This is a genomic window from Acaryochloris marina S15, assembly GCF_018336915.1.
GTDB classification, from domain to species: Bacteria; Cyanobacteriota; Cyanobacteriia; order Thermosynechococcales; family Thermosynechococcaceae; genus Acaryochloris; species Acaryochloris marina_A.
Genome location: NZ_CP064923.1, coordinates 3,568,571 through 3,595,557, shown reverse-complemented (window position 1 = coordinate 3,595,557; position 26,987 = coordinate 3,568,571). Strand labels below are relative to the sequence as shown.

General features: G+C 47.6%; 28 protein-coding genes and 1 pseudogene. 15 read left to right on the top strand and 14 right to left on the bottom strand.

Annotation, left to right across the window (positions count from 1 at the left end; all coding sequences use genetic code 11):
• Window positions 1-190 precede the first annotated feature (190 nt).
• Window positions 191-3,130 carry a UPF0182 family protein gene (locus I1H34_RS16655; RefSeq protein WP_212662141.1) on the top strand — a complete coding sequence of 980 codons (2,940 nt, stop codon included), beginning with the start codon at window positions 191-193 and terminating at the stop codon, window positions 3,128-3,130.
• Between the two features lie 176 nt (window positions 3,131-3,306).
• Here the strand turns inward: I1H34_RS16655 and I1H34_RS16650 are convergent, their stop codons facing one another.
• The 7 genes from I1H34_RS16650 to I1H34_RS16620 all read right to left on the bottom strand — a co-directional run bounded on the left by I1H34_RS16650 (window position 3,307) and on the right by I1H34_RS16620 (window position 8,027).
• On the bottom strand, window positions 3,307-3,930 hold the full coding sequence (locus tag I1H34_RS16650; protein ID WP_212662140.1) for a type I restriction endonuclease: 624 nt from the start codon (window positions 3,928-3,930) through the stop codon (window positions 3,307-3,309).
• A 97-nt stretch (window positions 3,931-4,027) separates the two neighbouring features.
• Window positions 4,028-4,990: a methylenetetrahydrofolate reductase gene (locus I1H34_RS16645; RefSeq protein ID WP_249369311.1), complete on the bottom strand. Its 963-nt coding sequence runs from the start codon at window positions 4,988-4,990 to the stop codon at window positions 4,028-4,030.
• A 174-nt stretch (window positions 4,991-5,164) separates the two neighbouring features.
• On the bottom strand, window positions 5,165-5,710 hold the full coding sequence (locus tag I1H34_RS16640; RefSeq protein WP_212662139.1) for a DUF192 domain-containing protein: 546 nt from the start codon (window positions 5,708-5,710) through the stop codon (window positions 5,165-5,167).
• Window positions 5,691-6,398, bottom strand: a complete 708-nt coding sequence (gene nblR, locus I1H34_RS16635) for a response regulator transcription factor NblR (RefSeq protein WP_212662138.1) — start codon at window positions 6,396-6,398, stop codon at window positions 5,691-5,693. Before nblR ends, I1H34_RS16640 begins: the two co-directional genes overlap by 20 nt.
• Window positions 6,399-7,013 (bottom strand): LapA family protein, encoded by a 615-nt coding sequence (locus tag I1H34_RS16630; protein ID WP_212662137.1) that lies wholly within the window; start codon window positions 7,011-7,013, stop codon window positions 6,399-6,401.
• 97 nt (window positions 7,014-7,110) lie between these two features.
• A complete protein-coding gene (locus I1H34_RS16625; protein ID WP_212662136.1) occupies window positions 7,111-7,371 on the bottom strand; it encodes an SPFH domain-containing protein in 261 nt (86 codons plus the stop codon).
• Window positions 7,372-7,463: 92 nt separating this feature from the next.
• Window positions 7,464-8,027 carry a hypothetical protein gene (locus I1H34_RS16620; protein ID WP_249369309.1) on the bottom strand — a complete coding sequence of 188 codons (564 nt, stop codon included), beginning with the start codon at window positions 8,025-8,027 and terminating at the stop codon, window positions 7,464-7,466.
• Window positions 8,028-8,359: 332 nt separating this feature from the next.
• Here I1H34_RS16620 and I1H34_RS16615 point away from each other — a divergent pair, with 332 nt between their 5' ends.
• The 4 genes from I1H34_RS16615 to I1H34_RS16600 are packed head-to-tail and all read left to right on the top strand — an operon-like array spanning window position 8,360 to window position 10,331.
• Window positions 8,360-8,902, top strand: a complete 543-nt coding sequence (locus tag I1H34_RS16615) for an NADPH-dependent FMN reductase (protein WP_212662135.1) — start codon at window positions 8,360-8,362, stop codon at window positions 8,900-8,902.
• Window positions 8,903-8,922: 20 nt separating this feature from the next.
• Entirely contained in the window at window positions 8,923-9,090 is a 168-nt protein-coding gene (locus tag I1H34_RS16610; protein ID WP_212662134.1) for a hypothetical protein, read from the top strand.
• On the top strand, window positions 9,083-10,000 hold the full coding sequence (locus tag I1H34_RS16605) for a cation diffusion facilitator family transporter (protein WP_212662133.1): 918 nt from the start codon (window positions 9,083-9,085) through the stop codon (window positions 9,998-10,000). Before I1H34_RS16610 ends, I1H34_RS16605 begins: the two co-directional genes overlap by 8 nt.
• Before the next feature lie 25 nt (window positions 10,001-10,025).
• Complete coding sequence (locus tag I1H34_RS16600; protein ID WP_212662132.1) at window positions 10,026-10,331, top strand: hypothetical protein; 306 nt, start codon at window positions 10,026-10,028, stop codon at window positions 10,329-10,331.
• 6 nt (window positions 10,332-10,337) lie between these two features.
• Here I1H34_RS16600 and I1H34_RS16595 read toward each other — a convergent pair whose 3' ends face one another.
• Window positions 10,338-11,543, bottom strand: a complete 1,206-nt coding sequence (locus I1H34_RS16595; protein WP_212662131.1) for a glycosyltransferase — start codon at window positions 11,541-11,543, stop codon at window positions 10,338-10,340.
• Window positions 11,544-11,777: 234 nt separating this feature from the next.
• Between I1H34_RS16595 and rfbD the strand changes: the two genes are divergently transcribed.
• Window positions 11,778-12,692: a dTDP-4-dehydrorhamnose reductase gene (rfbD, locus tag I1H34_RS16590; protein WP_212662130.1), complete on the top strand. Its 915-nt coding sequence runs from the start codon at window positions 11,778-11,780 to the stop codon at window positions 12,690-12,692.
• On the opposite strand, the gene msrP is transcribed toward rfbD, so the two are convergent.
• A complete protein-coding gene (gene msrP / locus I1H34_RS16585) occupies window positions 12,669-13,676 on the bottom strand; it encodes a protein-methionine-sulfoxide reductase catalytic subunit MsrP (protein ID WP_212662129.1) in 1,008 nt (335 codons plus the stop codon). The two genes, rfbD and msrP, sit on opposite strands and share 24 nt — an antisense overlap.
• Window positions 13,677-13,954: 278 nt before the next feature.
• Here msrP and I1H34_RS16580 point away from each other — a divergent pair, with 278 nt between their 5' ends.
• The 3 genes and pseudogenes from I1H34_RS16580 to I1H34_RS16570 all read left to right on the top strand — a co-directional run bounded on the left by I1H34_RS16580 (window position 13,955) and on the right by I1H34_RS16570 (window position 17,492).
• Window positions 13,955-14,881 carry a cell division protein FtsQ/DivIB gene (locus I1H34_RS16580; protein WP_212662128.1) on the top strand — a complete coding sequence of 309 codons (927 nt, stop codon included), beginning with the start codon at window positions 13,955-13,957 and terminating at the stop codon, window positions 14,879-14,881.
• A gap of 392 nt (window positions 14,882-15,273) precedes the next feature.
• Window positions 15,274-16,195: pseudogene (gene ftsZ / locus I1H34_RS16575) on the top strand (cell division protein FtsZ); the annotation flags it as partial.
• A gap of 301 nt (window positions 16,196-16,496) precedes the next feature.
• Window positions 16,497-17,492, top strand: a complete 996-nt coding sequence (locus I1H34_RS16570) for a ribose-phosphate pyrophosphokinase (protein ID WP_283250022.1) — start codon at window positions 16,497-16,499, stop codon at window positions 17,490-17,492.
• Between the two features lie 22 nt (window positions 17,493-17,514).
• Here I1H34_RS16570 and I1H34_RS16565 read toward each other — a convergent pair whose 3' ends face one another.
• On the bottom strand, window positions 17,515-17,961 hold the full coding sequence (locus I1H34_RS16565) for a DUF3531 family protein (protein ID WP_212662127.1): 447 nt from the start codon (window positions 17,959-17,961) through the stop codon (window positions 17,515-17,517).
• Between the two features lie 169 nt (window positions 17,962-18,130).
• Between I1H34_RS16565 and I1H34_RS16560 the strand changes: the two genes are divergently transcribed.
• Window positions 18,131-18,799 (top strand): ABC transporter ATP-binding protein, encoded by a 669-nt coding sequence (locus I1H34_RS16560; protein WP_212662126.1) that lies wholly within the window; start codon window positions 18,131-18,133, stop codon window positions 18,797-18,799.
• A gap of 113 nt (window positions 18,800-18,912) precedes the next feature.
• Window positions 18,913-19,551 (top strand): Crp/Fnr family transcriptional regulator, encoded by a 639-nt coding sequence (locus tag I1H34_RS16555; RefSeq protein WP_212662125.1) that lies wholly within the window; start codon window positions 18,913-18,915, stop codon window positions 19,549-19,551.
• A gap of 9 nt (window positions 19,552-19,560) precedes the next feature.
• Here the strand turns inward: I1H34_RS16555 and I1H34_RS16550 are convergent, their stop codons facing one another.
• Entirely contained in the window at window positions 19,561-20,775 is a 1,215-nt protein-coding gene (locus I1H34_RS16550; protein ID WP_212662124.1) for a TetR/AcrR family transcriptional regulator, read from the bottom strand.
• A 161-nt stretch (window positions 20,776-20,936) separates the two neighbouring features.
• On the opposite strand from I1H34_RS16550, the gene I1H34_RS16545 reads away from it, so the two are divergent.
• A complete protein-coding gene (locus I1H34_RS16545) occupies window positions 20,937-21,794 on the top strand; it encodes an acyl-CoA desaturase (RefSeq protein WP_212662123.1) in 858 nt (285 codons plus the stop codon).
• A 73-nt stretch (window positions 21,795-21,867) separates the two neighbouring features.
• Here I1H34_RS16545 and grxC read toward each other — a convergent pair whose 3' ends face one another.
• Together grxC and I1H34_RS16535 are read right to left on the bottom strand one after the other, a co-directional pair.
• Entirely contained in the window at window positions 21,868-22,185 is a 318-nt protein-coding gene (grxC, locus tag I1H34_RS16540; protein ID WP_212662122.1) for a glutaredoxin 3, read from the bottom strand.
• A 39-nt stretch (window positions 22,186-22,224) separates the two neighbouring features.
• Entirely contained in the window at window positions 22,225-23,490 is a 1,266-nt protein-coding gene (locus I1H34_RS16535) for a pentapeptide repeat-containing protein (protein ID WP_212662121.1), read from the bottom strand.
• A 297-nt stretch (window positions 23,491-23,787) separates the two neighbouring features.
• Here I1H34_RS16535 and I1H34_RS16530 point away from each other — a divergent pair, with 297 nt between their 5' ends.
• From I1H34_RS16530 to I1H34_RS16520, 3 genes are all read left to right on the top strand, one after another.
• On the top strand, window positions 23,788-25,152 hold the full coding sequence (locus tag I1H34_RS16530) for a cytochrome P450 (protein WP_212662120.1): 1,365 nt from the start codon (window positions 23,788-23,790) through the stop codon (window positions 25,150-25,152).
• 62 nt (window positions 25,153-25,214) lie between these two features.
• Window positions 25,215-25,913 (top strand): J domain-containing protein, encoded by a 699-nt coding sequence (locus I1H34_RS16525; protein ID WP_212662119.1) that lies wholly within the window; start codon window positions 25,215-25,217, stop codon window positions 25,911-25,913.
• 428 nt (window positions 25,914-26,341) lie between these two features.
• Window positions 26,342-26,578, top strand: coding sequence for a hypothetical protein (locus I1H34_RS16520; RefSeq protein ID WP_212662118.1), 237 nt, complete (start codon window positions 26,342-26,344; stop codon window positions 26,576-26,578).
• Window positions 26,579-26,604: 26 nt separating this feature from the next.
• Here I1H34_RS16520 and I1H34_RS16515 read toward each other — a convergent pair whose 3' ends face one another.
• Complete coding sequence (locus I1H34_RS16515; protein ID WP_212662117.1) at window positions 26,605-26,985, bottom strand: response regulator; 381 nt, start codon at window positions 26,983-26,985, stop codon at window positions 26,605-26,607.
• Window positions 26,986-26,987 lie beyond the last annotated feature (2 nt).

Genomic DNA, 26,987 nt, shown 5'->3' with positions numbered 1-26,987 from the left:
CCCATGGGGCATTCGATGCCTGTTTTTGCCTCACCATTTAGTGAACAATTGACCAGTACTCACTACAACACCTGTCCCCCACCCACAATATTGCGAACTATGGGGTTAAGTTACGTCTCTCTCCTAATGCGTTGATCCAGAACAGATCCTCTATGATTTGAAAGTTACATGCCAAGAGCGGTTCCTTGTGATGTCCTCTAAGGTTGTTGGTTGGTTAGTTAAGTCCCTGCTCCTCGTATTGGGAGTGGTATTTGGTCTAGATCTACTGGCTCATTTTATTGCTGAGTTTGCCTGGTTCCAAAATCTAGGCTATTTATCCGTCTTTCAAACTCAACTAGTGGTCAGAATCGGGCTATGGGTTCTAGCGCTTGCCAGTACGGGAGGGTATCTGGTCGGCAACTTAGTCCTGGCCCGTCGCTGGCGCTACCACCACCCCGTTGATATTGACAAGACTGAACCCGGTGCTCTCAATCTGACGCAATTACTGTTGGCGTTGGTGGGGTTGAGTCTGTTACTAGCCAGTCTGCTGACCCATATTGGTCAGGTGATTATCCATTTCTGGTATCCCCCTACAGAAATTGCAACATCCAGCTCCCAGATTTTGCAGCAGTTTACATTTTCTGCCACGGCCAATGTGCTCAAACATTGGCTACAGATGCCCTGGCAACTGCTGTTAGTGACTGGATTTACAGCATTTTTGCTTTGGCATCCTGGGTTTGTACTGGGTGCGATCGCACTTTGTCTCAGTCTTGGGCTCGGGTTAGTTGCCTCCAACCACTGGACAACGATTCTGGCCTTTATTCACGCCACTCCCTTTAAAAACACCGATCCGCTGTTTGGACATGACATTGGCTTTTACGTATTTGTCCTGCCCCTGTGGGAACTGCTGCGCTTTTGGCTAATGGGAGTGACCCTCACCGGATTTGTCAGTGCGGCCTTAATCTATCTCTTGGCCGGGGACAGTGTAAGTCAAGGCCGTTTCCCAGGGTTTACCTTGCCCCAGAAGCGGCATCTGTATGGACTAGGGGGAACCCTTGCCTTAACCCTGGCCTGGGGGTTTTGGCTAGACCGCTATTCCCTGCTCTATTCCACCCAGGGGATTCTCTATGGGGCTGGCTATACCGACGTTACGGTGGATTTGCCGACTAAAACACTGCTCTGTTTTGGTGCGGCCACCATTGCTGTGGTCTTTTTTGGACGAGCGGTGTTTCCTCGTCCTGCTCGACGTCCGGTGAAATTATCCTGGATCCTCAGTTTTTACATTGGTATTGCCGTAGTGGCGGGATTGATTTTGCCCCGAGGTGTGCAGGCCCTGGTGGTTCAACCCAACGAGCTGGCCCGAGAAGAATCCTATATCGAAAAAAGTATTCAATTGACGAGAGCTGCCTTTGATCTCGACAATATTGAAACCAAAACTTTTCAGCCCAAAGCCGACTTAACCCCTGCCAAGCTGAAGGCCAATGATTTTACGTTACGCAATATTCGTCTTTGGGATACCCGTCCGCTATTAGAGGCCAACCGCCAACTCCAGCGGATTCGTCTCTACTATGAGTTTCCCAGCGCGGATGTGGATCGCTACACCCTTAAAACGTCTCAACCTGCCAACTCAGAGGAAGAAAGCACCACGCCCCAATCGAGTACGGAAAAGCGACAGGTGCTGGTGGCAGCTCGTGAGCTGGATTATGGCAATGTCCCCCCAGAAGCCCAGACCTGGATTAACCAGCGTCTGATCTATACCCACGGTTACGGCTTTACCCTCAGTCCTGTCAATACTGCTGAGACCAGTGGTCTGCCCACTTACTTTGTCAAAGATATTGGGGCTGGAAATAACGAGGGAACCTTGCAAACAGCAACCTCGGATATTGCCGCCAGCATTCCCATCAATCTGCCCCGGATCTACTTTGGGGAACTGTCTAACACCTATGTCATGACCCGCACAAAGGTGCAGGAACTAGACTATCCCAGCGGCAATGACAATCGCTACAACACCTATGACGGCACTGGTGGTGTTGCCATTGGCTCTTGGTGGCGACGGGGGATGTTTTCCCTCTACCTGCGGGATTGGCAAATGCTGTTTACCCAAAACTTCACTCCTCAAACGGAAGTTTTGTATCGCCGCCAGATTAAAGAGCGCGTGGAAGAGCTGGCTCCTTTTCTCCGATTTGACAGTAATCCCTATTTAGTGACGGCTAATGTTGATGTAGAAGCCTTCAACCGCACCAATAAACCAGCGGTTCCCGGCACTTTATTTTGGGTGATTGATGCCTACACCGTTAGCAATCATTACCCCTATTCCGATCCAGGCCAAGAAAGTTTTAATTACATCCGCAATTCCGTCAAGGTGGTGGTGGATGCTTACAATGGCTCGGTGACCTTTTATAGTGTCGATCTCAACGATCCAATCCTGAAAACCTGGCGGGGAATTTTCCCCCAGATGTTTCAGCCCTTGGCGGCAATGCCCCCCAGTCTGCGCAGCCATACTCGCTACCCCACGGATCTGTTCCGAGCCCAATCTCAAAGCCTCCTCACCTACCATATGACCGACCCTCAGGTGTTCTATAACCGGGAAGATCAATGGCGAGTGCCCAATGAGATTTATGGTGAGAAAAGCCAGCTCGTCCAGCCTTATTACCTGACGATGAAGCTGCCGGAAGCCGATACCGAAGAATTTATTCTGCTCTATCCCTTTACCCCGGTTCGCCGTAATAATCTAATTGCCTGGCTCGCTGCTCGCTCCGATGGCGAAAACTACGGCAAGCGGCTGCTGTACCAGTTTCCCAAACGAGAGCTAATTTTTGGCCCTGAACAAATTGAGGCTTTGATCAACCAAGATCCAGTCATTTCCCAACGAATTTCTCTGTGGAACCGCCAGGGGTCGCGGGTCATTCAAGGCAACCTATTGATCATTCCCATTGAGGACTCGCTGCTCTATGTGGAACCGTTATATCTAGAAGCAGAAGAGAATAGCGTACCGATTCTAGCGAGGGTGATCGTTGTCTATGAGAACAAAATTGTGATGGCCAAAACCCTCGATCAAGGACTGGCAGGCATCTTTCAGACTGATGGACAGGAGACTGAAGCCATTGTTCGCCCAGTTGATACGGAAGAATTAGCCCCTCCTCCTTCTTAAGACCTGTAAGGAAGTGAACATCATTCTATACTGCCGATGCCTAAGGATTTAACATCCTTAATTGACCCAAACCCCATTCTAAGCAAGGCTTTTAGGTTTATTCTAAAAGTAAATCTTTAACTCGTTCGGAGTATAAGACGATTGGGAAGATAACGGGCAGTGATTGTTTATCATCTTCAGCTTGAAAATCTACCCTCTTTTAAGCCGGTTAAGATCATCGCAACTTCGTAAAGTCTATTCTGGCGAGACAATAGGGATAATGGGTCAGAAAAGTCATACATGCCATCTGCCACCTTACAAAAGATAAAATCACTGCCGTTCGTCACCATGCCAAAGCTAGGTTGCTGTGGCGCAGCGCTCATATACGCTAAACACTGAGGCAAGGCCAGATCCGCCGCAAATTTCGACCGTTTAGCTTCTACCGTTAATACCCACAAACTCTCTCGAATCACCAAGACATCCATTCGCCCTCGGTAAATTTCGTTTCTTTCAGTTACCTCTAAACTGATGGGAATTTCAGACTGGACAAAAAAAGGTGGCTCATGAAAGCCTAAGCGTTCTAGTAGTGGGGCAACAATCGATAACAGTACAGTGCCTTCTGTTAATAGCCCTGCATTGTAATAGTTGTAATAACGCTGTCTTAAATGGTCCAAAAAAGCTTTATCGTTCTCAACTAGCTCAATTGTTGGCGTTAGCCACTCAGGAAAAAACGATGCCTCTGAGGTCCGGCATAGATTCAAGCGTTCGTGCAATGCTTGAAAGCTTGAAATCGTTTGTTCGATGGCTAGTTGAGAACTCATACAGAATGCTAGCTCAGAGTAATGCCATTGTAACCAACAGGGAAAAACGTTAAAGCGAGTGCTATTGACGTCAATTGGAGATCTACCTGACCAAAATTTATGGGGTAATTTGAGCTTGCCTCACGGGTGTAACGCCTGCTTGAGCCAAAATTTGGGGAATCAGATCTTCTCGACGAATCGCCATCATATGGACCCCTTGGCAGAGTTGACGGGCCTGTTGGACTTGCTCAGCAGCAATCGCAATCCCTTCTTGCAGCGGATCGGTGGCTTTGTCCAGACGATTAATGATGGACTCGGGAATATTAACGCCTGGAACACAGCGATTGATAAATTGAGCGTTCTTTGCAGATTTGAGTAGAAAAATACCCGCCAAGATTGGTTTTTTCGCAGGGGCAGCGATCTCTGTCATAAATTTTTCGAGGCGATCGAAGTCAACGATCAATTGACTTTGGAAAAATTCGGCTCCCGCCATCACTTTTCTCTCAAACCGGCTTTGTAGTCCTGACCAACTCGCCAATTGAGGATCAACCGCTGCACCCACTAAGAGCTGGGTTGGGCCATCGGGGAGTGGCTTCTCATTCCCATCTAGGCCATTGTTAAGATGGCGAATGATGTTCAGCAAGCGGACGGACTCTAGATCGAACACGCTTTTTGCTTTGGGGAAATCTCCTGCCTTGATGGGATCTCCAGTGAGAGCCAAGATGTTGTGAATGCCCAAAGCATGGGCTCCCATGAGATCGGCTTGGAGGGCAATACGGTTGCGATCGCGGCAAGCCATCTGACAAATAGGTTCAAGTCCCTGTTGGCGCAAGATAGCGGCAACAGCTAAAGAACTCATTCTTAATACTGCTCTACTGCCGTCTGTAATATTGACTGCATGGACCCAATCTTTGAGTTGGAGAGCCTGGTCCAGCATGTGCTGGATGGAACCACCTTTTGGAGGCATTACCTCTGCGGTCACTAAAAACTCTCCAGCATGAATTGCAGCCTGGAATCGATGCTCAATCGGAGAGGATAGCTGTTCAGACAGATCATGAACAGAGGAAATAGGAGATGTCATAAAAGATTCACAGGTTAGCAATAAAGGATGACTTTATACCTAAAAAACAGGGATGAATAATAAATAGGTATGAGAAAAAGTTAAATCAGTCTCAATACTTGTATCATCCTGACGAGCATGCTTGCCAACCTTCAAGCTACCATCATCAAATTTTGGGGCTATTTTGCATCAGTTTCACGATTCAGAGGAAACGGTCTGAATCGTGATGAGATCCCCCGCCTGAATCCCTAATTCAGCCGCTCTCCCCCCCCGAAGCTCAATCACTTGATCAATAATTTCACCCTTAGGCCCATAGGTAGGACATGGGAAGGATTGGCAGGGTGGAGCACTATGCTGAATTGCGATGACCTTTCCTTGCCGCAAAAAAACCATATCCAAATCAATGAGGACATTTTTCATCCAAAAGCTGACGGATTGAGGGGGGCTAAACGGAAATAACATGCCACGATTATCTGCCAGACTCTCTCGACTCATGAGTCCCGTCGCTTGCTGTTGGCGAGTTTGGGCAACTTCCAGTTCCACCATAGAGTCTTTGATCAGGGCTTGAGCGGTAATGGGTAATTGTTGTCCAGGGGGGCTGGCTACAGCTACGGAGGGGGCTGGCTGGGGAGTCGTTGCCTTCGTAGCTTGATTCAGGGGCTGACATCCCAGCATCAGCACCCCAGCAATTAAACCAAATAGGGGTAACATTCGATGTTGATTAGGCTTCTCGGAGGACATATCCAACTCCACGAACAGTATGAATGAGACGCTTTTCAGGGACGACTTGCACCTTGAGCCGCAAATAGCGGATGTAGACTTCGATCACATTCGACTCTCCCCGAAAATCGAATCCCCACACATTTTCCAAAATTTGCTCACGGGTTAATATTTCCCGGGGATGTTCCATTAGATATCTCAAGAGCTCAAATTCTTTCATGGTCAGTTCTATGGTCCTGCTTCTTCGTTGAGCCCTGCGGGTGGCTAAATCGAGCTGTAGATCTTGGAAACTGAGGAGGGTCGTTGGCAAGACAGAGTCTGATTTAAGATACTGTCGCACCCGCTGCAGCAGCACTTCTCCTGAATAAGGGCTCAGGACATAATCATCTGCACCGGCTTCTAAGCAGGCAATTCGGTCATCAAGGGTATCTTTATCCATTAGGAGTAATAGGGGAATTCTGATGCCTTCAGCTCTCAACTGACGACAGAGCTGGCCTCCCGATTGTTCCGAAATCTGCTGGTCAATCATGGCCAGCGCCGGAGGTTGGGTTTTGCATTGTGCGATCGCATCTTCTGTATCCCGAACCACAGTGACGTTATATCCCTGGGAAAGAAACGCTTCACGCAAGCGCTGAGCTAACTCGGGCTGATCAAGCACCAGCAGAACATGGGGCAAATTTTCTGGTATCACCCGCGACAGGTCGGACATCTAGTCTTCTCGAAATGAATCATCAAATTCATCCCAATTATCATCGGTTTCAGGCCCTTGGGGTGGTTTGATTACGCGATATTCTGCATCAAAGACCGATTCTCGCTGACTGCTTTGCTGGGCAAATTCAGGATCGCGATAGCTATAGGAATAGGCCGAGTCCCGTTTTTCCCAAGGGGGCGTTGGATCATCATAGTCATCCTCTTCGGGATAGTCGACCGGATCGTCATAGTACTCTGGCTCATCGTCAAAGAAGGATTCAGCTGGTTGAGCATTCCACTCCGTAGCCACAGGTTCATCCCAATCTGAATACCCGGAGGAGCGACTTTCCCGTTCCACCCTAGGTTGGGCAGGACGCTTAAAGGGAGACCATTGAGTAGACGAACGACGTTTAGTCTTGCGAGAGGGGACAGGGGTAGCTGAGAGAATGGCAAATAAACCTAAGCTGAGGAGTGCACCAATCACAACCGCTCCAGCAATCCAAAGTCCTAAAGGTAAGGGTTGCGATCGCATTCCCAAAAACACTAAAGTCAATGTTGGACTTTGATTTTGGATCAGGACTGCAACCACACTCAGTAGGATGCCGATCATCGTCACTATTCGAGCCAAGACCATCACAAGGACTTCCTTCCCATTGCACTTTCATTCTATTCTCTCGCTAGCGTAGTGGATAAGCCCTATTAATCCTCTGAGCTAAGGTTATTGAAGAGATTCACTGATACTTTATTTCTTCCACTAATCTTTTGAGTAATTCTTCATGAGAGACCTTGCTGAGCTGATCCGAAAAACTGGATATGTTAACCCTTACGACTCGCTCTAAAATAGGGATAACAAGAATAAGGCCAGGGCCATCGGCACGGTGAGGTTTGCTTCCCCGAAAAATGACCACTCGTTCCGTATATTTGCAAATGACCACGGACTTGATAATGAAAGCCACTGACACGATCAAGAACACAACGAACGTTTTTGTCATAGAACTGAAACCCGATTTACGTTGATAACGGTTTTATCTTGGTCCTCTTTCTGTCGACCAATTATTCCAGATAATGGATGAGCACTTTTTGCCTATGCAGATTTTTTGGCGTTACTACATGCTAAGCCTATAGTTCGTTTGGATATTGAAATTTTCTGCGTGGTGGAATTTATAGATTCTTTCAGATCACCACGATCACCAATGGTAAGCATTAAGTTGATGGGTAGACTGGGACAGCACAAGCCATCCAGCTCTCCATAGCCAAAACCAGATAGTACTAGAGCCTGATTTTCATAACTCAAGGTTGTAAAAAGACGATCCCCTTTACCGCTGACTTTCTTGAATGAAATTAGGCGATACTTCTTGGGCGCTTTGCCTAACTTCAGATCTTCATTGACAGCATAGACAGCAATATGTTGGCTATTGGTATTGCCCCCAGCCCAACCCCCCATACTCATCAATACAGCAACACCTGACTTGAATCCTAAAGATGGATAGCTCGGTATTTCAACAACTTGAGATTGCTCAGGATAGAACTTTGCATACCCATCACTCAGAATATTGCTTAAGACCACTGACTCCTTAGCTAGATCTTCTGGCAACGCCATCAGTTTAGTTGGGTATGAAACACTCAACATGGTTAGCAGAATTGTCATACCCAGCATTCTTTTTATTCGTTTTCCCATCTCACTGAAAAATATTTTAACTACTGCAACTGCATCTCATAAGACTTGAGCAATATCGGCATTCGCCGTGGAATTTCCCCGCTGTGCCTTTTGCCTAAATGCAATAGTTTCTCTTATCAACGGGTGACCCACGACAACCGTCATGCCATTTACGACTAGATCTCCCTCACTAGCAAACGATGCTGTGGTTTCTTACTCCTCAAAGCAAAATGAGAGGATCCATCTCTTCTATTACGGCAAGATAAGCTAACCCAGTACCAGTTTCGCTAGACTCTGAGTAATCCTCTGTGAGTGAAATACCCATGACCAAAATTGTTGGCATTGGCGGTAGCCTCAGAACCGCTTCTTACAGCATGATGGCGCTAGAATTAGCAGCCGAGCGAGTTCAAGCCCTGGGTGCTGATATTCAAATCTTGGATTTGAGAACGATGAAGCTACCTTTTTGTGATGGTGGCAAAGACTATTCAGAGTTTCCAGACGTTCATATTTTGCAAGAGGTGGTCACCGCAGCTGATGGTCTAATTTTGGCCACCCCGGAATATCATGGCAGCGTCAGTGGCGTCATCAAAAATGCCCTGGACTTAATGGGCTTTACAGAGCTAAGTGGTAAGGTTACCGGGTTGATCAGCGTTTTGGGGGGACAGCCCAATAGCAATGCCCTCAATGAAATGCGACTGATTATGCGATGGGTTCACGCCTGGGTCATTCCAGAGCAACTTGCCATCGGTCAAGCTTGGCGGGCTTTTGATGAAGACGGCAAATTAATGGACGAAAAATTGGCAGAGCGGTTAGATTCATTTGCCCAAAGTTTGGTCACCAATACCCAGAAACTGAGTCAGAAATAGTATCAAAGCCCCCCTAGAAAGTGACTAAGAGTGGAAAAGTGGGGCAAGCCAGGGCACTATTGTTAGTGACCCATCTCGGTGATGGGAAAAACAGTTTTTTGGGGGGCTTGCAGGCCATCATCAACGATTCCACTCTCTTACCCTTAAACCGATCTGAACTAGCGACTGAACTTCACTTTTATGTCTAACGCGCACTCGTCTAAGGTTTCAATCTATGCAGCCATGGCTGCCAACATTGCCATTGGCATCGCTAAGTTTATCGGGGCTGGAATTAGCGGCAGTTCTGCCATGTTATCGGAAGGCATTCATTCCGTAGTGGATTCGACCAACGAAGTGCTACTGCTCTATGGTCTTCATAAGAGTGAAACGAAGCCAGATGAACAGCATCCCCTCGGCTATGGACAAGAACTTTATTTTTGGTCCTTGATCGTTGCCGTTTTAATCTTTGCCTTAGGGGGCGGCCTTTCCATTTTTGAGGGCATTACCAGCATGCAAGTGCAGGCCCCGGCCCACGACCCTAGGCTCAGCTACATCGTCTTGGCCTCTTCAGCGGTATTTGAGGGAATTGCCTTATTTGTGTCTATTCGTGAGTTTAATAAGGCCACGCCGAAGACCTCCAACAGCTTCTGGAAAACTTTAAGCAACAGCAAAGATCCCAGTTCGTTCATCGTTATTTTTGAAGACTGTGCCGCCTTGATTGGTCTAGGGGTTGCCTTTCTCGGCGTATTCATGACCGAACTGAAGGGCAATTCTATATATGACAGTATTGCCTCTATTGTCATCGGGCTATTGCTAACCGTGGTTGCCGTTGTGCTGGTCATTGAGACCAAAGGCTTACTCATCGGTGAAAGTGCTTCACCCGAAACCCGCGAAAGCATCAAACAGATTGTTAAATCAGATGATGCCGTCACCCGTATGGAGTCTCCGATTACGCTTCATTTTGGCCCTCAAGATATAATGTTGGCCATGAACATCGAATTTAGGGATGACCTCTCTTCTGATGAAATTGAAGCGGCTACGCGCCGTATTGAGCACAAAATCCGAGAATCTCACACAGAAGTCAAGCGAATTTTTCTAGAAGCTGCTTCTGTAGTCTGATAAGCACTATCTAGGGAGCTAGGTGATGAGTCATCAGCCTTTCCAACCGCCAGACGAATTTGAGTCTTTACGTTCAACTCAACGCCGAAGCAACACTGATCTAGAACGAGATTTAGCTGAACTGTCAGAAGATAGCCGCCGAGCCGTAGCGGACAACCAACGGACGATGCAGAAATTTTTTGGGATTCTGCTGGTGGTTGGCTTGGCATTGGGAGCGGTCACTGCTGTTGGGGTAGTGCATTTCATTCAGTGGTTGCGCTCGACGACAAACGCCGAACCTCAGCAGCCCAACCAGAGCTGGGTAAATACCTCTAAGCATTTTAGAATCTAAGGCTTTCTAAGGCCGATGCGCTGCAAATAATTGAGAGAGTTTCACCACCTCAGTTTCTATATTGTGATCCGCATTTACCTGTTCAGCTCCAACTTCCCCCATTTCTTGGAGTTTGACCGTGCTGGTAGTTAAACTGACTCGGATAGCATCCTTCAAAGCTGAAACCGAACCTGCTGGAATCAACCAGCCATTATTAGGTTTTACTAATTCAGGGATGCCAGCAATATAAGTGGAAATTACGGGGCGTCTAAGGGCTAAAGCCTCCATTAAAACTACGGGTAAACCTTCTGCAAAGCTCGGTAAAACTTTAACTTTGGCCCCTAGTAAATAGTTCCGAATATGGATACTACTCACCCATCCTGTGATAGTGATCACCTCTTCCAAATGTGCTGCTGCAATGGCAGATTCTATGGCAGTACGGGATTCACCATCTCCGACCAAAGTTAACTTAATTTCGACTCCTTCTTGGATCAACTGGGAAACAGCCTCAACCAGCAAAAGTTGTCCCTTTGCAGGACAAAGACGGCCAATACAAACAATATGCGGCGTTTCTGGCAACGCGGTAGGGGGTTGATGCAAAAATATTTGATCTAATCCACAGCGAACGATGTGTATTTTGGACCAATGTTGAGGGTTACTCCAACGATAGAGTTGGCTTTGGCCAAAGGAGCTAACTGCCACCACAAAATTAGCATGGGCAACCTTGGTCGCTAAGTGGAGAATCTGGGGTTTATCAAATTCGTCGGGCCCATGCACCGTAAAGCTATAGGAAGGCCCACCCAACGCATGACACAACATGGCAACGGCAGCAGGGTTCGTGCCGAAATGGGCATGGACATGATCAACCCCTGCAACGCCCAGCCAAAATAGGAAAACACTCGCTTCTGCTAAATAGATAAAGTGCCGCCACAAGCCCCGATCAGAATTCCAACCGATCTTAAGGGTTAACCCCAGAGCCTTGACAAAGGCTCTGGGGCGGCTAAACATGACCCAAATAAATGCCAAAACAAGCCCCAAGACGCCAACGGATAGCAGAACTTGAGTTTTATCTAGCTCTGCTATATCATCTGGGTCGACGAGCTGATCAGGACATGAACGAATGGAATAACGTCGAATATTAATCCCCTGGGCTTCTAAGGCCAAAATTTCACGGCGAATAAAGCTATGACTGACCTTGGGGTATTGATTTATCAGATAAGCAACCGTAGTCATAATTGGGTCGGCAATGGTAGTCCTAGACTACCCTGGGCAGCAATTTTTCTTGCGCTGCATATGGAGATGAACGGCCTGAATTAACATCAGCTCCAGTACCTTTCACTCACATACTACTGCGGTGAGAAATATCAAGTCGTGATTTGGATCTGTACCTTCTTCTTTGAAGCAGCTAGTAGATATCTGTTCTTTGAACAAGATAGGATCCGTGTTAGTGCACGATAGGAATTCCTCATGGCAAAGTCCCGCATTCTCCTGCTTGGTGCACAAGGACAATTAGGCCAAGAATTACAAAAAGCTTTGCCAACGATGGTTGAACTGATTGCTGTGGGAAAAGAGACGGTCAACCTGGCTATCCCTGAACAATTACACGAAGTGATCCTACCCGTTCAGCCAGACATTATCGTTAATGCCGCAGCTTATACGGCGGTTGACCGGGCTGAATCAGAGGCTGAATTGGCTCATACAGTAAATCAAAAATCCCCTACAGTCCTAGCCGAAATTGCCAAGACATTAGGAGCGTTACTCGTCCATATTTCGACAGACTATGTGTTTGATGGGACTCAAGGTCATCCTTACACTGAATCCGATTCTCCCCATCCTCAAAGTGTCTATGGTCATTCAAAATGGCAAGGAGAAGAGGGCATTCGCCATATCTGGAATCAGCATATTATTCTAAGAACGGCCTGGGTTTACGGTACCCAAGGTAAAGGTAATTTTGTGAAAACGATGTTGCGACTCGGCAAGGAGCGATCAGACGTTCGGGTTGTGGATGACCAAATTGGATCGCCCACTTGGGCTAAGGATATTGGAGATGCGATCGCATCCTTAATACATCACTGGTCCAGCTCAGATTCAGCCACTCAAGCAGAAATCTATGGCACCTACCATTTCACCAATCGAGGGGTTGCCAGTTGGTATGATTTCGCCGTCGCTATCTTTGCCGAAGCCCAGAGCCTGGGCTTCCCCCTCCAGATCGAACGGGTCATCCCCATCACCACATCTGAATATCCATTACCTGCCCCAAGGCCAGCCTATTCCGTCTTGAGTAATAGCAAAATCACCCCCATTCTTGGCAAACCTGCTCCCCACTGGCGGCAGTCTTTACGCCAGATGTTGAAGGAACTAGTTCAAGACCCCTCCGTATAATGGGACCACTTCTGGATAGCCGTTATAGATCAAAGTAGGCTGCCGCTCCCATACGGCTGGATGCACCCCGGTACCAATCAAGCGCTCCTCTGCTTGGGACCAGCGAGGATGAGGAATATTTGGGTTGACATTGGCTTCAAACCCATATTCATCGGGAGCCAACGCATTCCAGAAGGTGGGGGGCTGAAAGTTCATAAACTCAATTTTGACAATGGATTTCGCTCCCTTGAATCCATATTTCCAAGGGGTAACCATGCGGATCGGTGCTCCATGCTGTTTTGGTAGCAGGTGGCCATAAATCCCCACCGCAAAAAAGGCTAAGTCATGGGCCATTTCATCAATGCGCAAGCTTTCGGTGTAAGGCCAGGGCAATCCGCTTGAATCCGTAAACCCCCCAGGGCCAGGGGTTACCTGGGGATCGTAGTAAGACGTAAAGCGGACAAACTTGGCATTGGACTTAGGATCGACGTCTTGAATTAGCGATCGCATCGGGAATCCCAACCACGGCACCACCATGGCCCAGGCTTCAACACATCGAAATCGGTAGATGCGTTCTTCTAACGGAAATTTCTGGATCAAGTCATCTAAATCATAGGTTTGAGGCCGGTTCACCAATCCCGTTACCTCCACTTTCCAAGGATCTGTAGGTAAGGCTTGAGCGGCTTGCCAAATATCTTTCGTACCGCCAAATTCATAGAAATTGTTATAGCGGCTCGTTTTAGCCTCTGGAGTCACTGTCAGTCCCTGTCCAGTATAGATCGGAGACCGTTTGACATTCGGCAGCTGGCCTTGAGGTAACGTTGCCTGGAGTTCTGGCTCAATCTCGCTATCTGACTGAGAACAGCTAATGCTAGGAAAAACGGTTGCACCGATGCCAAAGCCAATCATATTTTTCAGAAACCGTCGCCGATGCCAATAAGCAGTCTCTGAAGTGATCGGCTGCGACTCTACCTGCCAAGGCTTAGGAATACGAATGAACACCATAAAGTGAACCCAATAACACGAGGTCTATGTCTGTATCTTGCCCGCTTGAAGCAGTACTTCCACCGCATCAAACAGATATCTAACCCGAAGTGAGACGGGTTTCCAGCTTAGCGAAGGAGGAGAACCTAGTGAATGCTTGCCATAACCGCTATGCTCTTGCCAGCAGGAATCAGGCAGCTTTTAATTGAGTAGATGCCCTGAGCATTCGTTTCTCACCCAATGATGCTGAAGATAATCTATTTCTTTAAAGAGTCCAGCCAATCTAGTCTTTGAGCAACATGACTGATTCAACACCAGAATCTCCAATCGTCAATATTAGAGATCGACAACAGCAACTCATTCGCCAGCGCAAACAAAAATTTCGGCGACGAGCTTGGCGGACATTGGTCATCTTAGGCATGACAATTGGATTAGGATGGGCGGTCTGTCAGCCCGAATGGCAAATTCAACAATCAAATCAAGTCACCCTTAAGGGGAATGAAGAAATCGATAGCCAAACCCTTGAACACTTGATGGTGCTGGAATTCCCCACTTCCCTGATTCGCTTTCAGCCGCAAACCTTGATCTCTCAGCTGAAAAACAATGCTCATGTCAGTCATGTGATTGTGACTCGAAAGCTTTTTCCCCCTAGAGTCAGCGTGGTCGTTCGGGAACTCCCCCCTGTGGCCATGACGGAATGTAAAGGATGTACCTTAGTCCTGAAGCCCGGTCAAACTGATTCCATCACCCTTGGCCCTGCCAATGTTTGGTTATTAGATCAGCGGGGGGTCGTTTTACCTGCCGATAGTTATCCCAAGCTGGAAAAAGCCCATCAACTTCCCAAACTCACCTTGAAAGGCTATTTACAACCTGAAGCCAAAGAGGATACCTCGAAAAATACGCCTGCCGATTCTGCGACGCAACTCGTTTCGATTGATTATCAAAGACAACGTCAATGGCAGCAGATATATGCCTCGATGGAGACTAGCCCTGTTCAGATTAAACATCTCAATTGGGAAAACCCTAATAAACTGATGTTGCAAACTAAATTGGGCCAGATTCATATTGGTCCATTTAGTGACAATTTTGATCGGCAACTTCAGGCCTTAGATGAAATGCGAACCTTACCAAAATCAGTCGATCCAAAGCAGATTGTTTATATTGATGTACAGAATCCTGAAAGTCCCGTTCTAGAATTACGGAAACAATCACAACCCAGTCCTTAACCTTAAGAAAAACTTCTGTTTTTCAAAAATGCAGTGAAACGGGTTTTTACCCGTCAGAATCAAGAGGTTTACAGCCAATATCGCTCAATTGGTTTTTGGAGGAACTTGTCCTATAGTTGAGTAACGAAGATCGCCCATCCATTTTTTGCTGTTCATAACTAGTCAAAATGACGCCTGCAGATCAAACCTTTACCGATTCCCTATTCACAAATGAAAATGATGACCGCCTTAATGGAGGTCCAGTGGATCAATTAGGGGGAACGGGGGAAAGTTCTGACTCAGGATCTCAGGAGAGTTTAGAAAATATTTTTGACTTTGAGGACAGCGCTCCCCCCTCTTCACCTCGTAAGGATGTGAGTATGGAAGATGACAGCATTGTTCGACATGGTGCAGCCACCATTAAGGTGATTGGTGTCGGCGGTGGTGGGGGAAATGCAGTCAATCGCATGATCGCTAGCAATGTCTCTGGCGTAGAATTTTGGTCTATTAATACGGATGCCCAGTCCTTAACCCTGTCGTCTGCGGCGAAGCGCCTGCAGGTCGGCCAAAAGTTAACCCGTGGTCTGGGGGCAGGCGGCAACCCCGCCATTGGTCAAAAAGCAGCAGAAGAGTCTCGTGATGATATTGCTACGGCACTAGCAGGGTCTGATTTAGTCTTTATTACTTGCGGAATGGGAGGGGGCACTGGAACAGGTGCTGCCCCGATTATTGCTGAAATTGCCAAAGAGATGGGAGCGCTCACAGTAGGGGTTGTCACTCGCCCTTTCACCTTTGAAGGACGCCGCCGTAGCCATCAAGCCGAGGAAGGAATTTCTGCGTTGCAAACTCGGGTTGATACGCTGATTATGATTCCCAACGATAAGATTCTGTCAGTGATTGCTGAGCAAACGCCAGTACAAGAAGCCTTTCATACCGCAGACGATGTTCTCCGGCAAGGTGTACAGGGCATTTCCGATATCATCAATGTTCCAGGTTTGGTGAATGTGGACTTCGCAGACGTCAAAGCCATCATGGCAGATGCGGGTTCGGCCATGATGGGAATTGGGGTAGGGTCTGGTAAATCTCGGGCGAAGGAAGCAGCCATCGCAGCCATCGATTCTCCACTACTCGATGCTTCGATCCGAGGAGCAAAAGGGGTTGTCTTTAACATTACGGGCGGGAATGATTTATCGCTGCATGAGGTAAATACCGCGGCTGAAACTATCTACGAAGTGGTAGATGCCAGTGCCAATATCATTTTCGGTGCTGTGATTGATGATTCTCTCCAAGGTGAGATCAGGATGACCGTGATCGCTACAGGCTTTTCGAGCGAAGCAGGTGACTCGCCTCGTAAATCAGAGGCAAAACCAAAAGCTAAGATCTCTGCCAAGCCTGAACAACAGCAGAAAGCTGCTCCCAAAACGGTGACTCAGCGACCTCCAAGTCGAGGGGGCAATCTTGACATCCCTGACTTCTTACAAAAACGTCGTCCAGGTCGTTCTTAAGTTTTTTTCACCTAGTATTTTAGGTATATTAGGATCCCTCAGAGGAATTTAATTAAAACTCACAATTCTCAACTGCGTTAAGGGCAATTTGGGATGTTAAGATTGCCTAGAATGTGTTTTGGGGACTCGTAGTGATCCGTCCTGCAACTCTAACTCTGCAACCTCCTCTGCCTTTGGTTGCCGAGAATAATCGGTTGAAAATCTTCTCCGGTTCTGCCAATGTTTCGCTGGCCCAAGAAGTGGCCCGCTACCTAGGCGTTGATTTGGGCCCCATGGTTCGAAAGCGCTTTGCAGATGGCGAACTTTACGTCCAAATTCAAGAATCGATTCGCGGTTGCGATGTCTATCTGATTCAGCCCTCCTGCCATCCTGTCAATGACAATTTGATGGAGTTGCTGATTATTATCGATGCCTGTCGCCGGGCATCTGCCAGGCAAATTACGGCAGTGCTGCCTTACTACGGATATTCAAGGGCTGATCGTAAGACAGCCGGTCGAGAATCCATTACGGCCAAGCTAGTCGCCAACTTAATTACCCAAGCAGGAGCCAGTCGCATCCTGGCGATGGACCTACACTCCGCTCAAATTCAAGGCTATTTCGATATCCCGGTAGATCATGTTTATGGGTCTCCCGTGCTTTTGGATTACTTGGCTCGGAAGGAGTTACCCGACCTAGTGGTGGTTTCCCCTGATGTGGGGGGCGTGGCCAGAGCCCGTGCCTTTGCCAAGAAGCTAGACGATGCCCCATTAGCCATTATTGATAAACGCCGTCAGGCCCATAATGTCGCCGAAGTGATGAATGTGGTCGGTGATGTCCAAGGGAAAACGGCTGTTTTAGTGGATGACATGATCGACACGGCCGGCACTATCTCTGCTGCGGCCCGACTCCTTCGTAAAGAAGGGGCTCGCCAGGTATATGCTTGTGCCACCCACGCTATTTTCTCTCCCCCAGCCATTGAGCGTTTATCGGTAACAGGATTGTTTGAAGAGGTGATCGTCACCAATACGACCCCCATTCCCCCTGAACGCCATTTTCCCCAGTTGCGGGTGCTATCGGTGGCTAGTCTGCTAGGTGAGACTATCTGGCGGGTGCATGAAGACAGTTCTGTTAGCAGTATGTTTCGCTAGTGCCAGCGGCTAAATGTTGAGTTTAAGGCTCTTGGTAGAACCGATCCCGATGTTCTGGCAGGGGCCAATCTTCGTTTTCACCTCCGATCAACAGCTGGTGAATTTCGATAAATTCTTTATTAAAGTTAACCAGAGCATTGAGCAGAACATCAAGTGCGATCGCATCGCTAGTACCCAAATCAAACCAGCACCGGGCCCAACAGCCTTCGTACTCAATCTCCCCCATATTATGCATTAGGGCCATGAGATTGTTATCTTTGGCTTCTACTTCATAATGGAGATAGCTCAGTTCATAGCCAGCATCTTGTACCTGCAAATTCTCGGCATTAAATCCCCCTAGCTTCCCCAGAAAAAACCAGGAATCAAAGACTTCTTCCAAGTATTGTTTCTCTTGTTCCGACAACACGGTTTCAAATTCTAACCAAAGCCATAAATCAAAAGAATTAAATTCACGAAACTGAATGTTCATAGACTGAAAACAACATAACGAGCCAGAGCAAGAAGATTAACAAGAGCCTCCTCTTTGCCCCCTAGTATCAGCAAGTAACGTCCTCTTGATTGGGCATGCTGATATAAAGGGGAACGGTGCAACCCTCAAACCTGCTCCTGATTGTAGTTGATTGCATTACGCTAAAAGAATGCTTCGATTAAAACAGCTCCTTTATCATCCAGCAGCAACTTCAACTGCAATTCTCAAGGCAGTCACTCTGGAACTCCCCCCTCAACAGCTAGGGCTGGTGATTGGTCCGAGCGGCTCGGGAAAAAGTACCCTACTAGAAATAGTAGCTGGCTTAGCAGCGCCGACATCAGGTGACCTCTATTGGCGTCAGCAAGAACTCAAACCCAATAATCTGCAGCAACTCGCAGGCTTAGTCTTTCAATTCCCAGAGCGGCATTTTTGCGGGGGCACCATTTTGGAAGAACTACGCATTGGTCATCCCGAATTGGGATCAGAACAGGTGCATCAAGCCTTATCAGAAGTAGGGTTAGGAGATTTATCCCTCTTTACTTCTCCTCAATCTTTGAGTGGTGGACAACAGCGGCGTTTGGCTCTAGCAGTCCAGTTAATTCGTCAACCCCATCTGCTGCTCTTAGATGAGCCCACAGCGGGTTTAGACTGGTCCATGCGGCAACAGTTGGTGACCCTCTTGGGGAAACTCAAACAGCAGTGGAGTTTGTTGATTGTCACCCATGATCCTGCAGAGCTTATCAGTATTGCTGATCGATGTTGGACTTTAAATCATGGCCAATTAGCCACCGTCGATCCGGCCTCGTTACAGATGAAGACGTCGGTCGCGTCTTTATAGAAAGAATTTTTAGTTGTGAGAGCTTAATCTGTTCACAACCCTATATTTACCTTCGCTTTAGCACTATCTCTTAGTCTGTAGACAGATCACTACACCCCATTCACCTCTAATAGATGCTGCGAACCCAGGTATCCGTAGCGCCAGCTCCTACCGACTGGCGTCAAGTTTTTGAAGAAGCTTATCAGGGAAGACATACATATGATTTCAAAAGTGGACGGTCTATTCCCATGGGGGCTCAGGATCTGTGGATTGTCTGTCGGGGTATCGTCCAGCTGGGCACTTTGTTCCCTTCTGGTGATGAGGCCATTTTGGGATTTGTTTACCCAGCGATGCCCTTCGGCTTGCCGTTAACTCAGCTTGAGCCCTACGAAGCAGTGGCTTTGACTGATGCGGTATTGATGCGTTTAAATCAGGTGGAGTTAGAAAGTTCGCCATTATTAGCCCAGGGCGTTCTTCAACAATTGAGTCGGCGATTGCAGCAAACCGAGGCAATTTTAGCGATGGTTAGCCAACGACGAGTATACGATCGCTTACGGCAGCTATTATTGATGCTGAAACAGGAAGTCGGACAGGTTACGCCGAATGGTGTGCGTTTAGAGGTGCGCTTGACCCATCAACAGCTCGCCAACTTACTCGGCACCACACGGGTCACCATTACTCGCCTTTTAGGCAATCTACGGCAGGAGGGGTGGCTGTCCATCGACCGCACGCGGCACTTTGTCATTACTGATGCCCCTTCAGAGAGTCTGTAGCTGCCCAGCTCAATCTTTGCTGGATGGTTTCTGATCCAGACGCGTTGCTTGTTCTAAAGCCGCTTTTTCTTTGGCTCGTTGGTCATAGGGGTGGAGCTGTTCTAACGTCCACCCCGTCAATAAGCTCAAAATATCGAGGGTCACTCCCCGCATCAGCATATCGATGCACCAGGTGTGTTGGGCCTGTTCCAGATGGGGAGGGTGACCTGCTAAGGTAGTCATCCCTTCCGTCCAGCTTTTCCACCGATCGGCCAGCGTTGTCAGCGTCAGAGGTTGTTGCTGATCATCCACAAACATTGTAGGTTCATCATCTTTGCGAAATTTTAGCCATTTGGTCAGGGGATTGGAGGTATAGGAGCCAAGACGTTTCCCCATGACCCACTGATTGACGGCCACCTGGCGGCTAGCCTGGATTTGCAGCAGATGCTGTTGGTTATTGCTGATCTGTTGCGATCTCAATAGGTCGATCACTTCGGATGATGATAAACCTGCCCCAAATAAAACATAGGCCAGAGCATGATCTTGGGTACTCTGTTTCTTGGCTTGTCGGAGAATAAGATGAACGGTTTCCGCAGGTAAATCAGCTACGACTGTAGTCGTTTGCGGAGAAGGGCTAACGACAGTGCCACTTGCAATGCTGCCAAACAAGATCATCTGCACCGCATGCTCTAAAAAGTCGTCTTGGTGATTCCAAAGTTGATGATACTCACTGGTGAACTCAATAACGGCATACCCCAAAAGCAAGCATTCCAATAAGCTGGCCAATTTTTCTGTCGAGAATTGGGGCGTGAGCTGCCGTTGAGCCATAAAAGACTCCAGATACTGAGCCATATATTGGGTGACTTCCGTCATCCGCTTCCCTAAGGCCAGCCGATTGTCCGCTGGATATTGGTTGGCTTCTCCCACCAGAGACCGAATTAAATCGGGCACTTGCTCTAATGCATGCAAGCAGTAACTTGCATATTCCTGAAAAGCTTGTTCTGTAGATTCAGAAGACTGGTTGTGACTGTTCAGAGCCTGCCCCAGGCTCTGAAAGGCTGTTGACTCTTCTAAGACTCCTAATAAGAGACCATGTTTACTGCCGAAATGACGAAACAGCGTTACTTCGTTAACTTCTGCTGCTTCGGCAATTTGGCGAGTGGTTGTCCCACTAATCCCTTGAGTGATAAATAGCTGAAGAGCTGACTGAATCAAACGTTGACGAGTTGAAGGTTGAGAAGGCATAGACAAAATGCAAGTAGCACTTGCAAGACTTAAGGATGGGTGTTAGCATGACAGCATGCAAGTATCACTTGCATTATTACTTTAACCAGTATTTCGACAAAAAGCGAGGCCCACCTCTGCAGATATGGGCTAGCGTTGTTCATCTTTTTAATAGGACTGTTATGACTACCAACCCTGTCGTCACTGCCCCCGTGGTCAGACCCGCCCTAAGCTGGGTCAATGTTGGCTTTTTTGGTGCGTTTCACCTCTTAGCCATCGGCTTAGCACCCTATTATTTCTCGTGGTCAGCAATAGGTGTCGCCCTATTCCTGCATTGGCTGCTAGGGGGAATCGGGATTTGCTTGGGGTATCACCGCCTCCTCAGTCATCGAAGTTTCCGGGTGCCCAAGGTATTGGAATATGCGATCGCAACCCTTGGTTCCCTCGCCATTCAGGGCGGTCCTATCTTTTGGGTCAGCGGTCACCGCCAACACCATGCCCATACCGAGCATGTCAATGATGATCCCTACTCTGCCCAGCGAGGATTTTGGTGGAGCCATATTCTCTGGATTTTCTACCCTCGCCCAGAGTATTTTGATGCCAACCACTATCAAAAAAATGCACCAGATCTAGCCCGTCAGCCCTATTATCGCTGGTTAGATCGGAATTTCCTGATGCTCCAGATTCCTTTGACTGCTGTGCTCTATGCCCTGGGTGGGTGGTCTTTCGTGGTCTATGGTATCTTCGTCCGGGCTGTCATTCTTTGGCATTCCACATGGCTGGTGAATTCTGCCTCTCACATGTGGGGATATCGCACCTTTGAATCAGATGATGGCGCTCAAAACCTGTGGTGGGTTTCTCTGTTGACCTATGGCGAAGGCTGGCATAACAACCATCACTCCTATCCCCATGTAGCAAAATCTGGTTACCGTTGGTGGGAAATTGATTTCACCTGGTGGGCCATCTGTGCCCTCAAGCAAATGGGATTGGCCAAGAAAATTGTGACCTACCCTAAATCTCCTCAATACAGTAGGAAGTAACGGCTTACCTTAAAGTAGACGCCTTCAATGCCCAGAGCTTAATTGTTCTGGGCATTTACTATCGGTAACGGTTCTAACCCGCAGCCGGTTGAGATAATAAGTCGTCTAACTGGCCCCTTGTATCCATTTGATAAAGGTCATCACAGCCGCCAATATGCTGATTATTGATAAAGATTTGAGGCACTGATCGGCGGTCATTCGCCCGTTCAGCCATTTTGGCTCGTGCGGCTTCATCTCCATCAATCTTGTACTCGGTGTATTGCACCCCTTTCCAAGACAACAATAGTTTGGCTCGAATACAAAATGGACAAGTTTGCCAGGTATAGATTTCGGTATTGGCCTTGACTCGCTCAGGATGGCGTCCCAAAAGGTTGTTCAAGAAATTTGGCATGGGAAATTCCTAATTGGCAATAGATAAGAACTTACCCCTTTATTGTGACGCAACGGACTGATCTGCGATTTTGAGGGAAGCACAATCTCGATTGGCATCTAGATCCAGATGCTCAGGTAATTTAGTCCGGCAAAGCTTGCACTCCACCAACTGCTCGACCTCTAGGAAAATAGCCCCCCGTAGATCAGCGCCACTCAAATCAGCCTCTCGAAATTGAGTTCGTTGGAACGAGACCTCCCTGAGATTGGCATCTGTAAAATCTGCCCCTACCAGACTGGCATCACTCAAATCAGCCCCTGTGAAATTGGCTTCACTCAAATCTGTGTTCGTGAGTTGAGTCCCGATCAGCTTAGCAGTGCGAAGATTGGCACCAATCAATTTAGCTTGACTGAGATTGGCATCACTGAGATAAACCCCAATTAAATCTGCACTATTCAGGTTCGCTTCCAAGAGATTCGCATTGCCAAGATAAGCACCTCGCAGATTGGCCCCGGTCAAATCAGCATTCTGGAAATTAGCGCTATTTAGATTGGTACCTAACAAATTAGCGCTACTGAGATTGGCCTGGGTCAGATCTGCTCCACTTAGATTGGCACTCAATAGATCCGCATTGCGAAGATTGGCTTTTCGCAGGTCCGCCTCCCGGAGATTGGTACCAATCAAGTACGTACCTTGGAAGTTAGCGCCCTGAAAGTTGGCTTGAATCAGGTTGGCTTGAATCAGATAAGCATCTTGAAAATCTAGGTGACTTGTTTCGAACTGAGAATGACACCGTGCTATCACGGTCAAGGCTGCTTGAATATCCGTGGGAACTCGCAAGGTATTGACTTCATTTGAGCCTAAATGGCGGGTATCCCCTACTTTGGTGCTATGTTCCCGGATATAAGCCGTTAGGACTTCCAATACAATCGCTTGTTGTCCAGGAGAATCACTGGCGATTTGCTCTAGGAGATATATCCCGCCCAATCGTACTTCTATTTTGTCTTTTGCCGCCAACAATTCCACTGCTTTTCGGAACTCACTGGTATCTTGCTGTCGACGTTGACTATGGTAATTTTGCCAGGAAAAATAGATCGCCATCCCTCCCCATAGTCCTAAAGCTATGAGGATCAGGGTGTTACGCTGCTCTCTTTCAGCTTGTGCTCGATGATATGTTTCTTCAAGCTGCAATTGAAGCTGGTCCGTTAGGGGTAATTGTTGCAGCCGAGCCCGATCTAAGGTTGGAAGTTGGTTGACCTGCCACTGGGGTACAAACCAAAGGAGCAGAACTAAACCAAAGCCTGCTGAAGCTAGAGCGAACAGCATCCTCTGAGTGAGATGATTTTTGGGAGAGGGATACCTGGCCACTATGTGTCTCACAGTCCCAACTGTGGGCTACTCATCATCTTTCGGCAAGGCTGAAGGCGGCATTATATTGGCACTCGCTTAACCCTTCCTATAGGGCTGACCTGCAACCTATTGGGATCTAGTGTAGCGGTAGACGTCTTGATTCTATGCGTTATTAACTGAACCGGTAATCGTGCAGACCCGCAGGTGCGTTAAACTGCCGTTGAGTGCACCTCCCTGCAGCACTGTCTCCCTAAGCTTGTTAGGAAAAGATTTATGCCAACGATTGTCACTCAACGCTCCACTCAAAATTTACCCAAAGGTCCCTCCTCTTCAGGATTGTGGCAAATATTGCAATGGATCGGACGCCCCCTAGAGTTCATGGAAGCTTGTACACAACGGTATGGCGATTTATTTACATTGCAGCTGGGGCAATTGGGCCAAATTGTTTTTTGTAGCAATCCCCACGGCATTGAAGAGATTCTCACTGCAGAGCCAAACAAGATGGATGCGGGCCGCAATAATTCTATATTGTTGCCCTTGCTCGGTAATGCATCTGTCATCCTCTTGGATGGCGAATCCCACCAACGCCAGCGACAGCTCTTAATGCCCCCGTTTCATGGGGAACGGATGCGAGCCTATGGCTCATCCATCACTCAGATTACTGAAGAAATAGCTTCACCTTGGCAAATCAACCACCCCTTTGATGTGCGGGAGGCCATGCAGGCCATTTCTCTCAACGTCATCCTCAAAACGGTGTTTGGAGTATCGAACTCTGAACGATACCAAGCTTTGCAGGCGCTATTACCCAACTTCTTGGACTTAACTGGATCACCAGCCGGTGCGAGTTTGCTGTTTCTACGGGGATTACAGAAGGACTGGGGCGCTTGGAGTCCTTGGGGTCGGTTTCTGCAGGTGCGATCGCAACTCGATCACCTCCTGTATCAACAGATGGACGAGCATCGTCACCAATCTGAAATGGGGGCAGATATTCTCTCCTTAATGCTGGCCGCCACGGATGAAGCTGGCAATCCCATGACCGATATAGAACTGCGAGATGAGTTAGTTACCTTGCTGTTAGCAGGGCATGAGACTACTGCTTCAGCGTTGACCTGGGCACTATATTGGATTCATTTCCTCCCAGAAGTGAGGGAAAAACTGATCGCTGAGTTAGCCACCGCTGACCTCAATGATGCCAAAGGCATTCAACGCTTACCCTACCTGAATGCAGTGTGCTCTGAAACCCTTAGGATTTACCCGATTGCCCCGATCACCTCTCCTCGAACAACGAAAATGTCATTGCCCTTAATGGGGTATAACCTCCCAGTTGGAACCACTGTAGCCCCCTGTATTTATCTCACCCATCGACGTCCTGAACTCTATCCCAATCCTCAAGCCTTTCAGCCAGAGCGATTCCTAGACCGTCAATTTTCCCCCTACGAATATCTGCCTTTTGGTGGCAGTAATCGCCGTTGTCTGGGGATGACCTTTGCTCTGTTCGAGATGAAACTTGTGCTCTCGACACTTCTGACTCGATATCAATTCCGGCTTGAGCAATCTCAACCCTTAAAACCCGTGCGTAGGGGGGTGACCTTAGCCCCTCCCTCTCACTTCAAAATGATCTTGACTCAGCGAGATTAAGGGAACATAAAGTCCATGCTGTTGCCATTCTCAACCTCGTTGAGCTTCAGTACAATGACCTCATGTCCGGCCATAATCACTACCAAACCCTAGAAGTCGATCCAGCCGCAACGCCAGCTGAGATCAAATCGGCTTATCGACGTTTGGCCAAGTTATTTCATCCCGATAGCCATCATCAAATGGCGAACCATGAGCGTATTGCCCAGGTCAATGAGGCATATGAAGTCTTAAAAGATCCGCATCGGCGGTTGGCCTATGACAATCATCGCAATACTGCTACATCCGCAGACTCATGGGGAAATAACCAGGCTGGAACTCCTCGTAGTCAATCCTACCGACAACCCACCCAAACGGCCCGCACGACAGAGATTCACCTCCAGCAATGGCTGAAGCAGGTGTACACTCCTGTCAATCGACATCTAGCCAACATTCTTAACCCTCTCGCCGATGAGATTCAGTGCTTATCTGCCGATCCCTATGACGATGATCTAATGGCAGATTTTCAGGATTACTTGTCAGATTGTCGCAAACGCCTTGAATCTGCCCAAAGGGTCTTCCAGTCCTTTCCAAATCCCGGCAACATTGCCAGCGTTGCTGCTCATTTATACTACTGTCTCAATCATATTGAAGATGGTATTGATGATCTGGAACGGTTTACTTACTGCTATGACGATAGTTATCTGACCACAGGCCGAGAACTTTTCCGCATCTCTAAAAAATTGCGGAATGAGGTGCAAGCTGCCATGAAAGCCGTAATTTAAAGTTAATTCAGTTGATTAAACTAGCAGCACAGTCTTGCCCTGCATTGCTCCCCTCTCCAAGCAATCATGGGAATTCACCCCTACAGCTTCTTAATAAAATAGCCTCAATCGAACCGCAGGGATTTGGCTCACCTGTACAACATCTGGACGACCTGAATTGTTAAATTGCATAGCGCTCATGATAGAGATTTTACTGTTAATAACTCGCAATGAAGATTAGGTTAAGTATTGAAAAAACCTATACTTAGCAGGGTTTTCAGAGTTTTATCTATAAAAGCAGTATTTATATTTCTCTACGCTTGCACATGAAAGTCAATTTATTTCATGAGCATAATGTAACTTTTATGTTTTCTTCCGCCAGATCCCTCTCACCTCAAAATTTCTCATGTAACCTGATGAATATAAAGAGAATCTTAAAGGCCGGGTTCATGTCTCCTGAAGCAATCCGTAAATTTTGGTCATTAATTGAAGAGACACAAACCAATATTTTATTGACCCTAGACAATGATGCTTTGGTGAACTGGTTGTCTCGACAGCTTCGTCGGGAAGAGTTCCTAAAAATGGTCGATGCTAGTGACTTAAACGCCTATATCAGCGCTAGATTGCCTTTAATTCGAGATTTAGCCCAGGAAAGGCTTGCATATCAATCTCATTCCTCTGGTTAGCACTCTGCCTTTGGCCAATCAGCGAGCTAAATAGACCACCCCAATACCTTAGCAATTTGGCTAGCTAGGGTCAGCGAATTAAAGGGCTTCGTAATCACCCCAGCAACCCCTAAACTCTTAAATTGCTGCTGTTCCGCTGCTTGAGCTTTAGCCGTTAATAAAATAACCGGGATATTACGGGTTAAAGAACTTTGTTGTAGCTGTTTGAAGGTTTCTATGCCATCCAATATCGGCATCATCACATCCAGCAAAATAGTATCGGGTTGCTCCTTGACGGCAATGGCGATACCTTCAGCCCCTGAATTGGCGGTGATGACCTTCCAGCCAGCTTCCATCTTTAAACTGAGGCTGGCTACAGCTTGAATTGCTTGCTCATCATCAATAATCAGGATGCGTTTTTCTGCCATAG

Excerpts from the sequence above, each read along its gene's own strand:
- I1H34_RS16655 (WP_212662141.1), top strand. The coding sequence starts at position 191 with ATGTCCTCTAAGGTTGTTGGTTGGTTAGTTAAGTCCCTGCTCCTCGTA.
- msrP (WP_212662129.1), bottom strand. The coding sequence starts at position 13,676 with ATGGTGTTCATTCGTATTCCTAAGCCTTGGCAGGTAGAGTCGCAGCCG.
- I1H34_RS16520 (WP_212662118.1), top strand. The coding sequence starts at position 26,342 with ATGTCTCCTGAAGCAATCCGTAAATTTTGGTCATTAATTGAAGAGACA.
- grxC (WP_212662122.1), bottom strand. The coding sequence starts at position 22,185 with ATGCCAAATTTCTTGAACAACCTTTTGGGACGCCATCCTGAGCGAGTC.
- I1H34_RS16645 (WP_249369311.1), bottom strand. The coding sequence starts at position 4,990 with ATGACATCTCCTATTTCCTCTGTTCATGATCTGTCTGAACAGCTATCC.
- I1H34_RS16595 (WP_212662131.1), bottom strand. The coding sequence starts at position 11,543 with ATGACTACGGTTGCTTATCTGATAAATCAATACCCCAAGGTCAGTCAT.
- I1H34_RS16550 (WP_212662124.1), bottom strand. The coding sequence starts at position 20,775 with ATGCCTTCTCAACCTTCAACTCGTCAACGTTTGATTCAGTCAGCTCTT.
- I1H34_RS16535 (WP_212662121.1), bottom strand. The coding sequence starts at position 23,490 with ATGCTGTTCGCTCTAGCTTCAGCAGGCTTTGGTTTAGTTCTGCTCCTT.
- nblR (WP_212662138.1), bottom strand. The coding sequence starts at position 6,398 with ATGTCCGACCTGTCGCGGGTGATACCAGAAAATTTGCCCCATGTTCTG.
- I1H34_RS16615 (WP_212662135.1), top strand. The coding sequence starts at position 8,360 with ATGACCAAAATTGTTGGCATTGGCGGTAGCCTCAGAACCGCTTCTTAC.
- I1H34_RS16605 (WP_212662133.1), top strand. The coding sequence starts at position 9,083 with ATGTCTAACGCGCACTCGTCTAAGGTTTCAATCTATGCAGCCATGGCT.
- I1H34_RS16545 (WP_212662123.1), top strand. The coding sequence starts at position 20,937 with ATGACTACCAACCCTGTCGTCACTGCCCCCGTGGTCAGACCCGCCCTA.
- I1H34_RS16600 (WP_212662132.1), top strand. The coding sequence starts at position 10,026 with ATGAGTCATCAGCCTTTCCAACCGCCAGACGAATTTGAGTCTTTACGT.
- I1H34_RS16565 (WP_212662127.1), bottom strand. The coding sequence starts at position 17,961 with ATGAACATTCAGTTTCGTGAATTTAATTCTTTTGATTTATGGCTTTGG.
- I1H34_RS16620 (WP_249369309.1), bottom strand. The coding sequence starts at position 8,027 with ATGACAATTCTGCTAACCATGTTGAGTGTTTCATACCCAACTAAACTG.
- I1H34_RS16525 (WP_212662119.1), top strand. The coding sequence starts at position 25,215 with ATGTCCGGCCATAATCACTACCAAACCCTAGAAGTCGATCCAGCCGCA.
- I1H34_RS16640 (WP_212662139.1), bottom strand. The coding sequence starts at position 5,710 with ATGTCCTCCGAGAAGCCTAATCAACATCGAATGTTACCCCTATTTGGT.
- I1H34_RS16580 (WP_212662128.1), top strand. The coding sequence starts at position 13,955 with ATGACTGATTCAACACCAGAATCTCCAATCGTCAATATTAGAGATCGA.
- I1H34_RS16530 (WP_212662120.1), top strand. The coding sequence starts at position 23,788 with ATGCCAACGATTGTCACTCAACGCTCCACTCAAAATTTACCCAAAGGT.
- I1H34_RS16650 (WP_212662140.1), bottom strand. The coding sequence starts at position 3,930 with ATGAGTTCTCAACTAGCCATCGAACAAACGATTTCAAGCTTTCAAGCA.
- I1H34_RS16625 (WP_212662136.1), bottom strand. The coding sequence starts at position 7,371 with ATGACAAAAACGTTCGTTGTGTTCTTGATCGTGTCAGTGGCTTTCATT.
- I1H34_RS16555 (WP_212662125.1), top strand. The coding sequence starts at position 18,913 with ATGCTGCGAACCCAGGTATCCGTAGCGCCAGCTCCTACCGACTGGCGT.
- I1H34_RS16630 (WP_212662137.1), bottom strand. The coding sequence starts at position 7,013 with ATGGTCTTGGCTCGAATAGTGACGATGATCGGCATCCTACTGAGTGTG.
- rfbD (WP_212662130.1), top strand. The coding sequence starts at position 11,778 with ATGGCAAAGTCCCGCATTCTCCTGCTTGGTGCACAAGGACAATTAGGC.
- I1H34_RS16560 (WP_212662126.1), top strand. The coding sequence starts at position 18,131 with ATGCTTCGATTAAAACAGCTCCTTTATCATCCAGCAGCAACTTCAACT.
- I1H34_RS16515 (WP_212662117.1), bottom strand. The coding sequence starts at position 26,985 with ATGGCAGAAAAACGCATCCTGATTATTGATGATGAGCAAGCAATTCAA.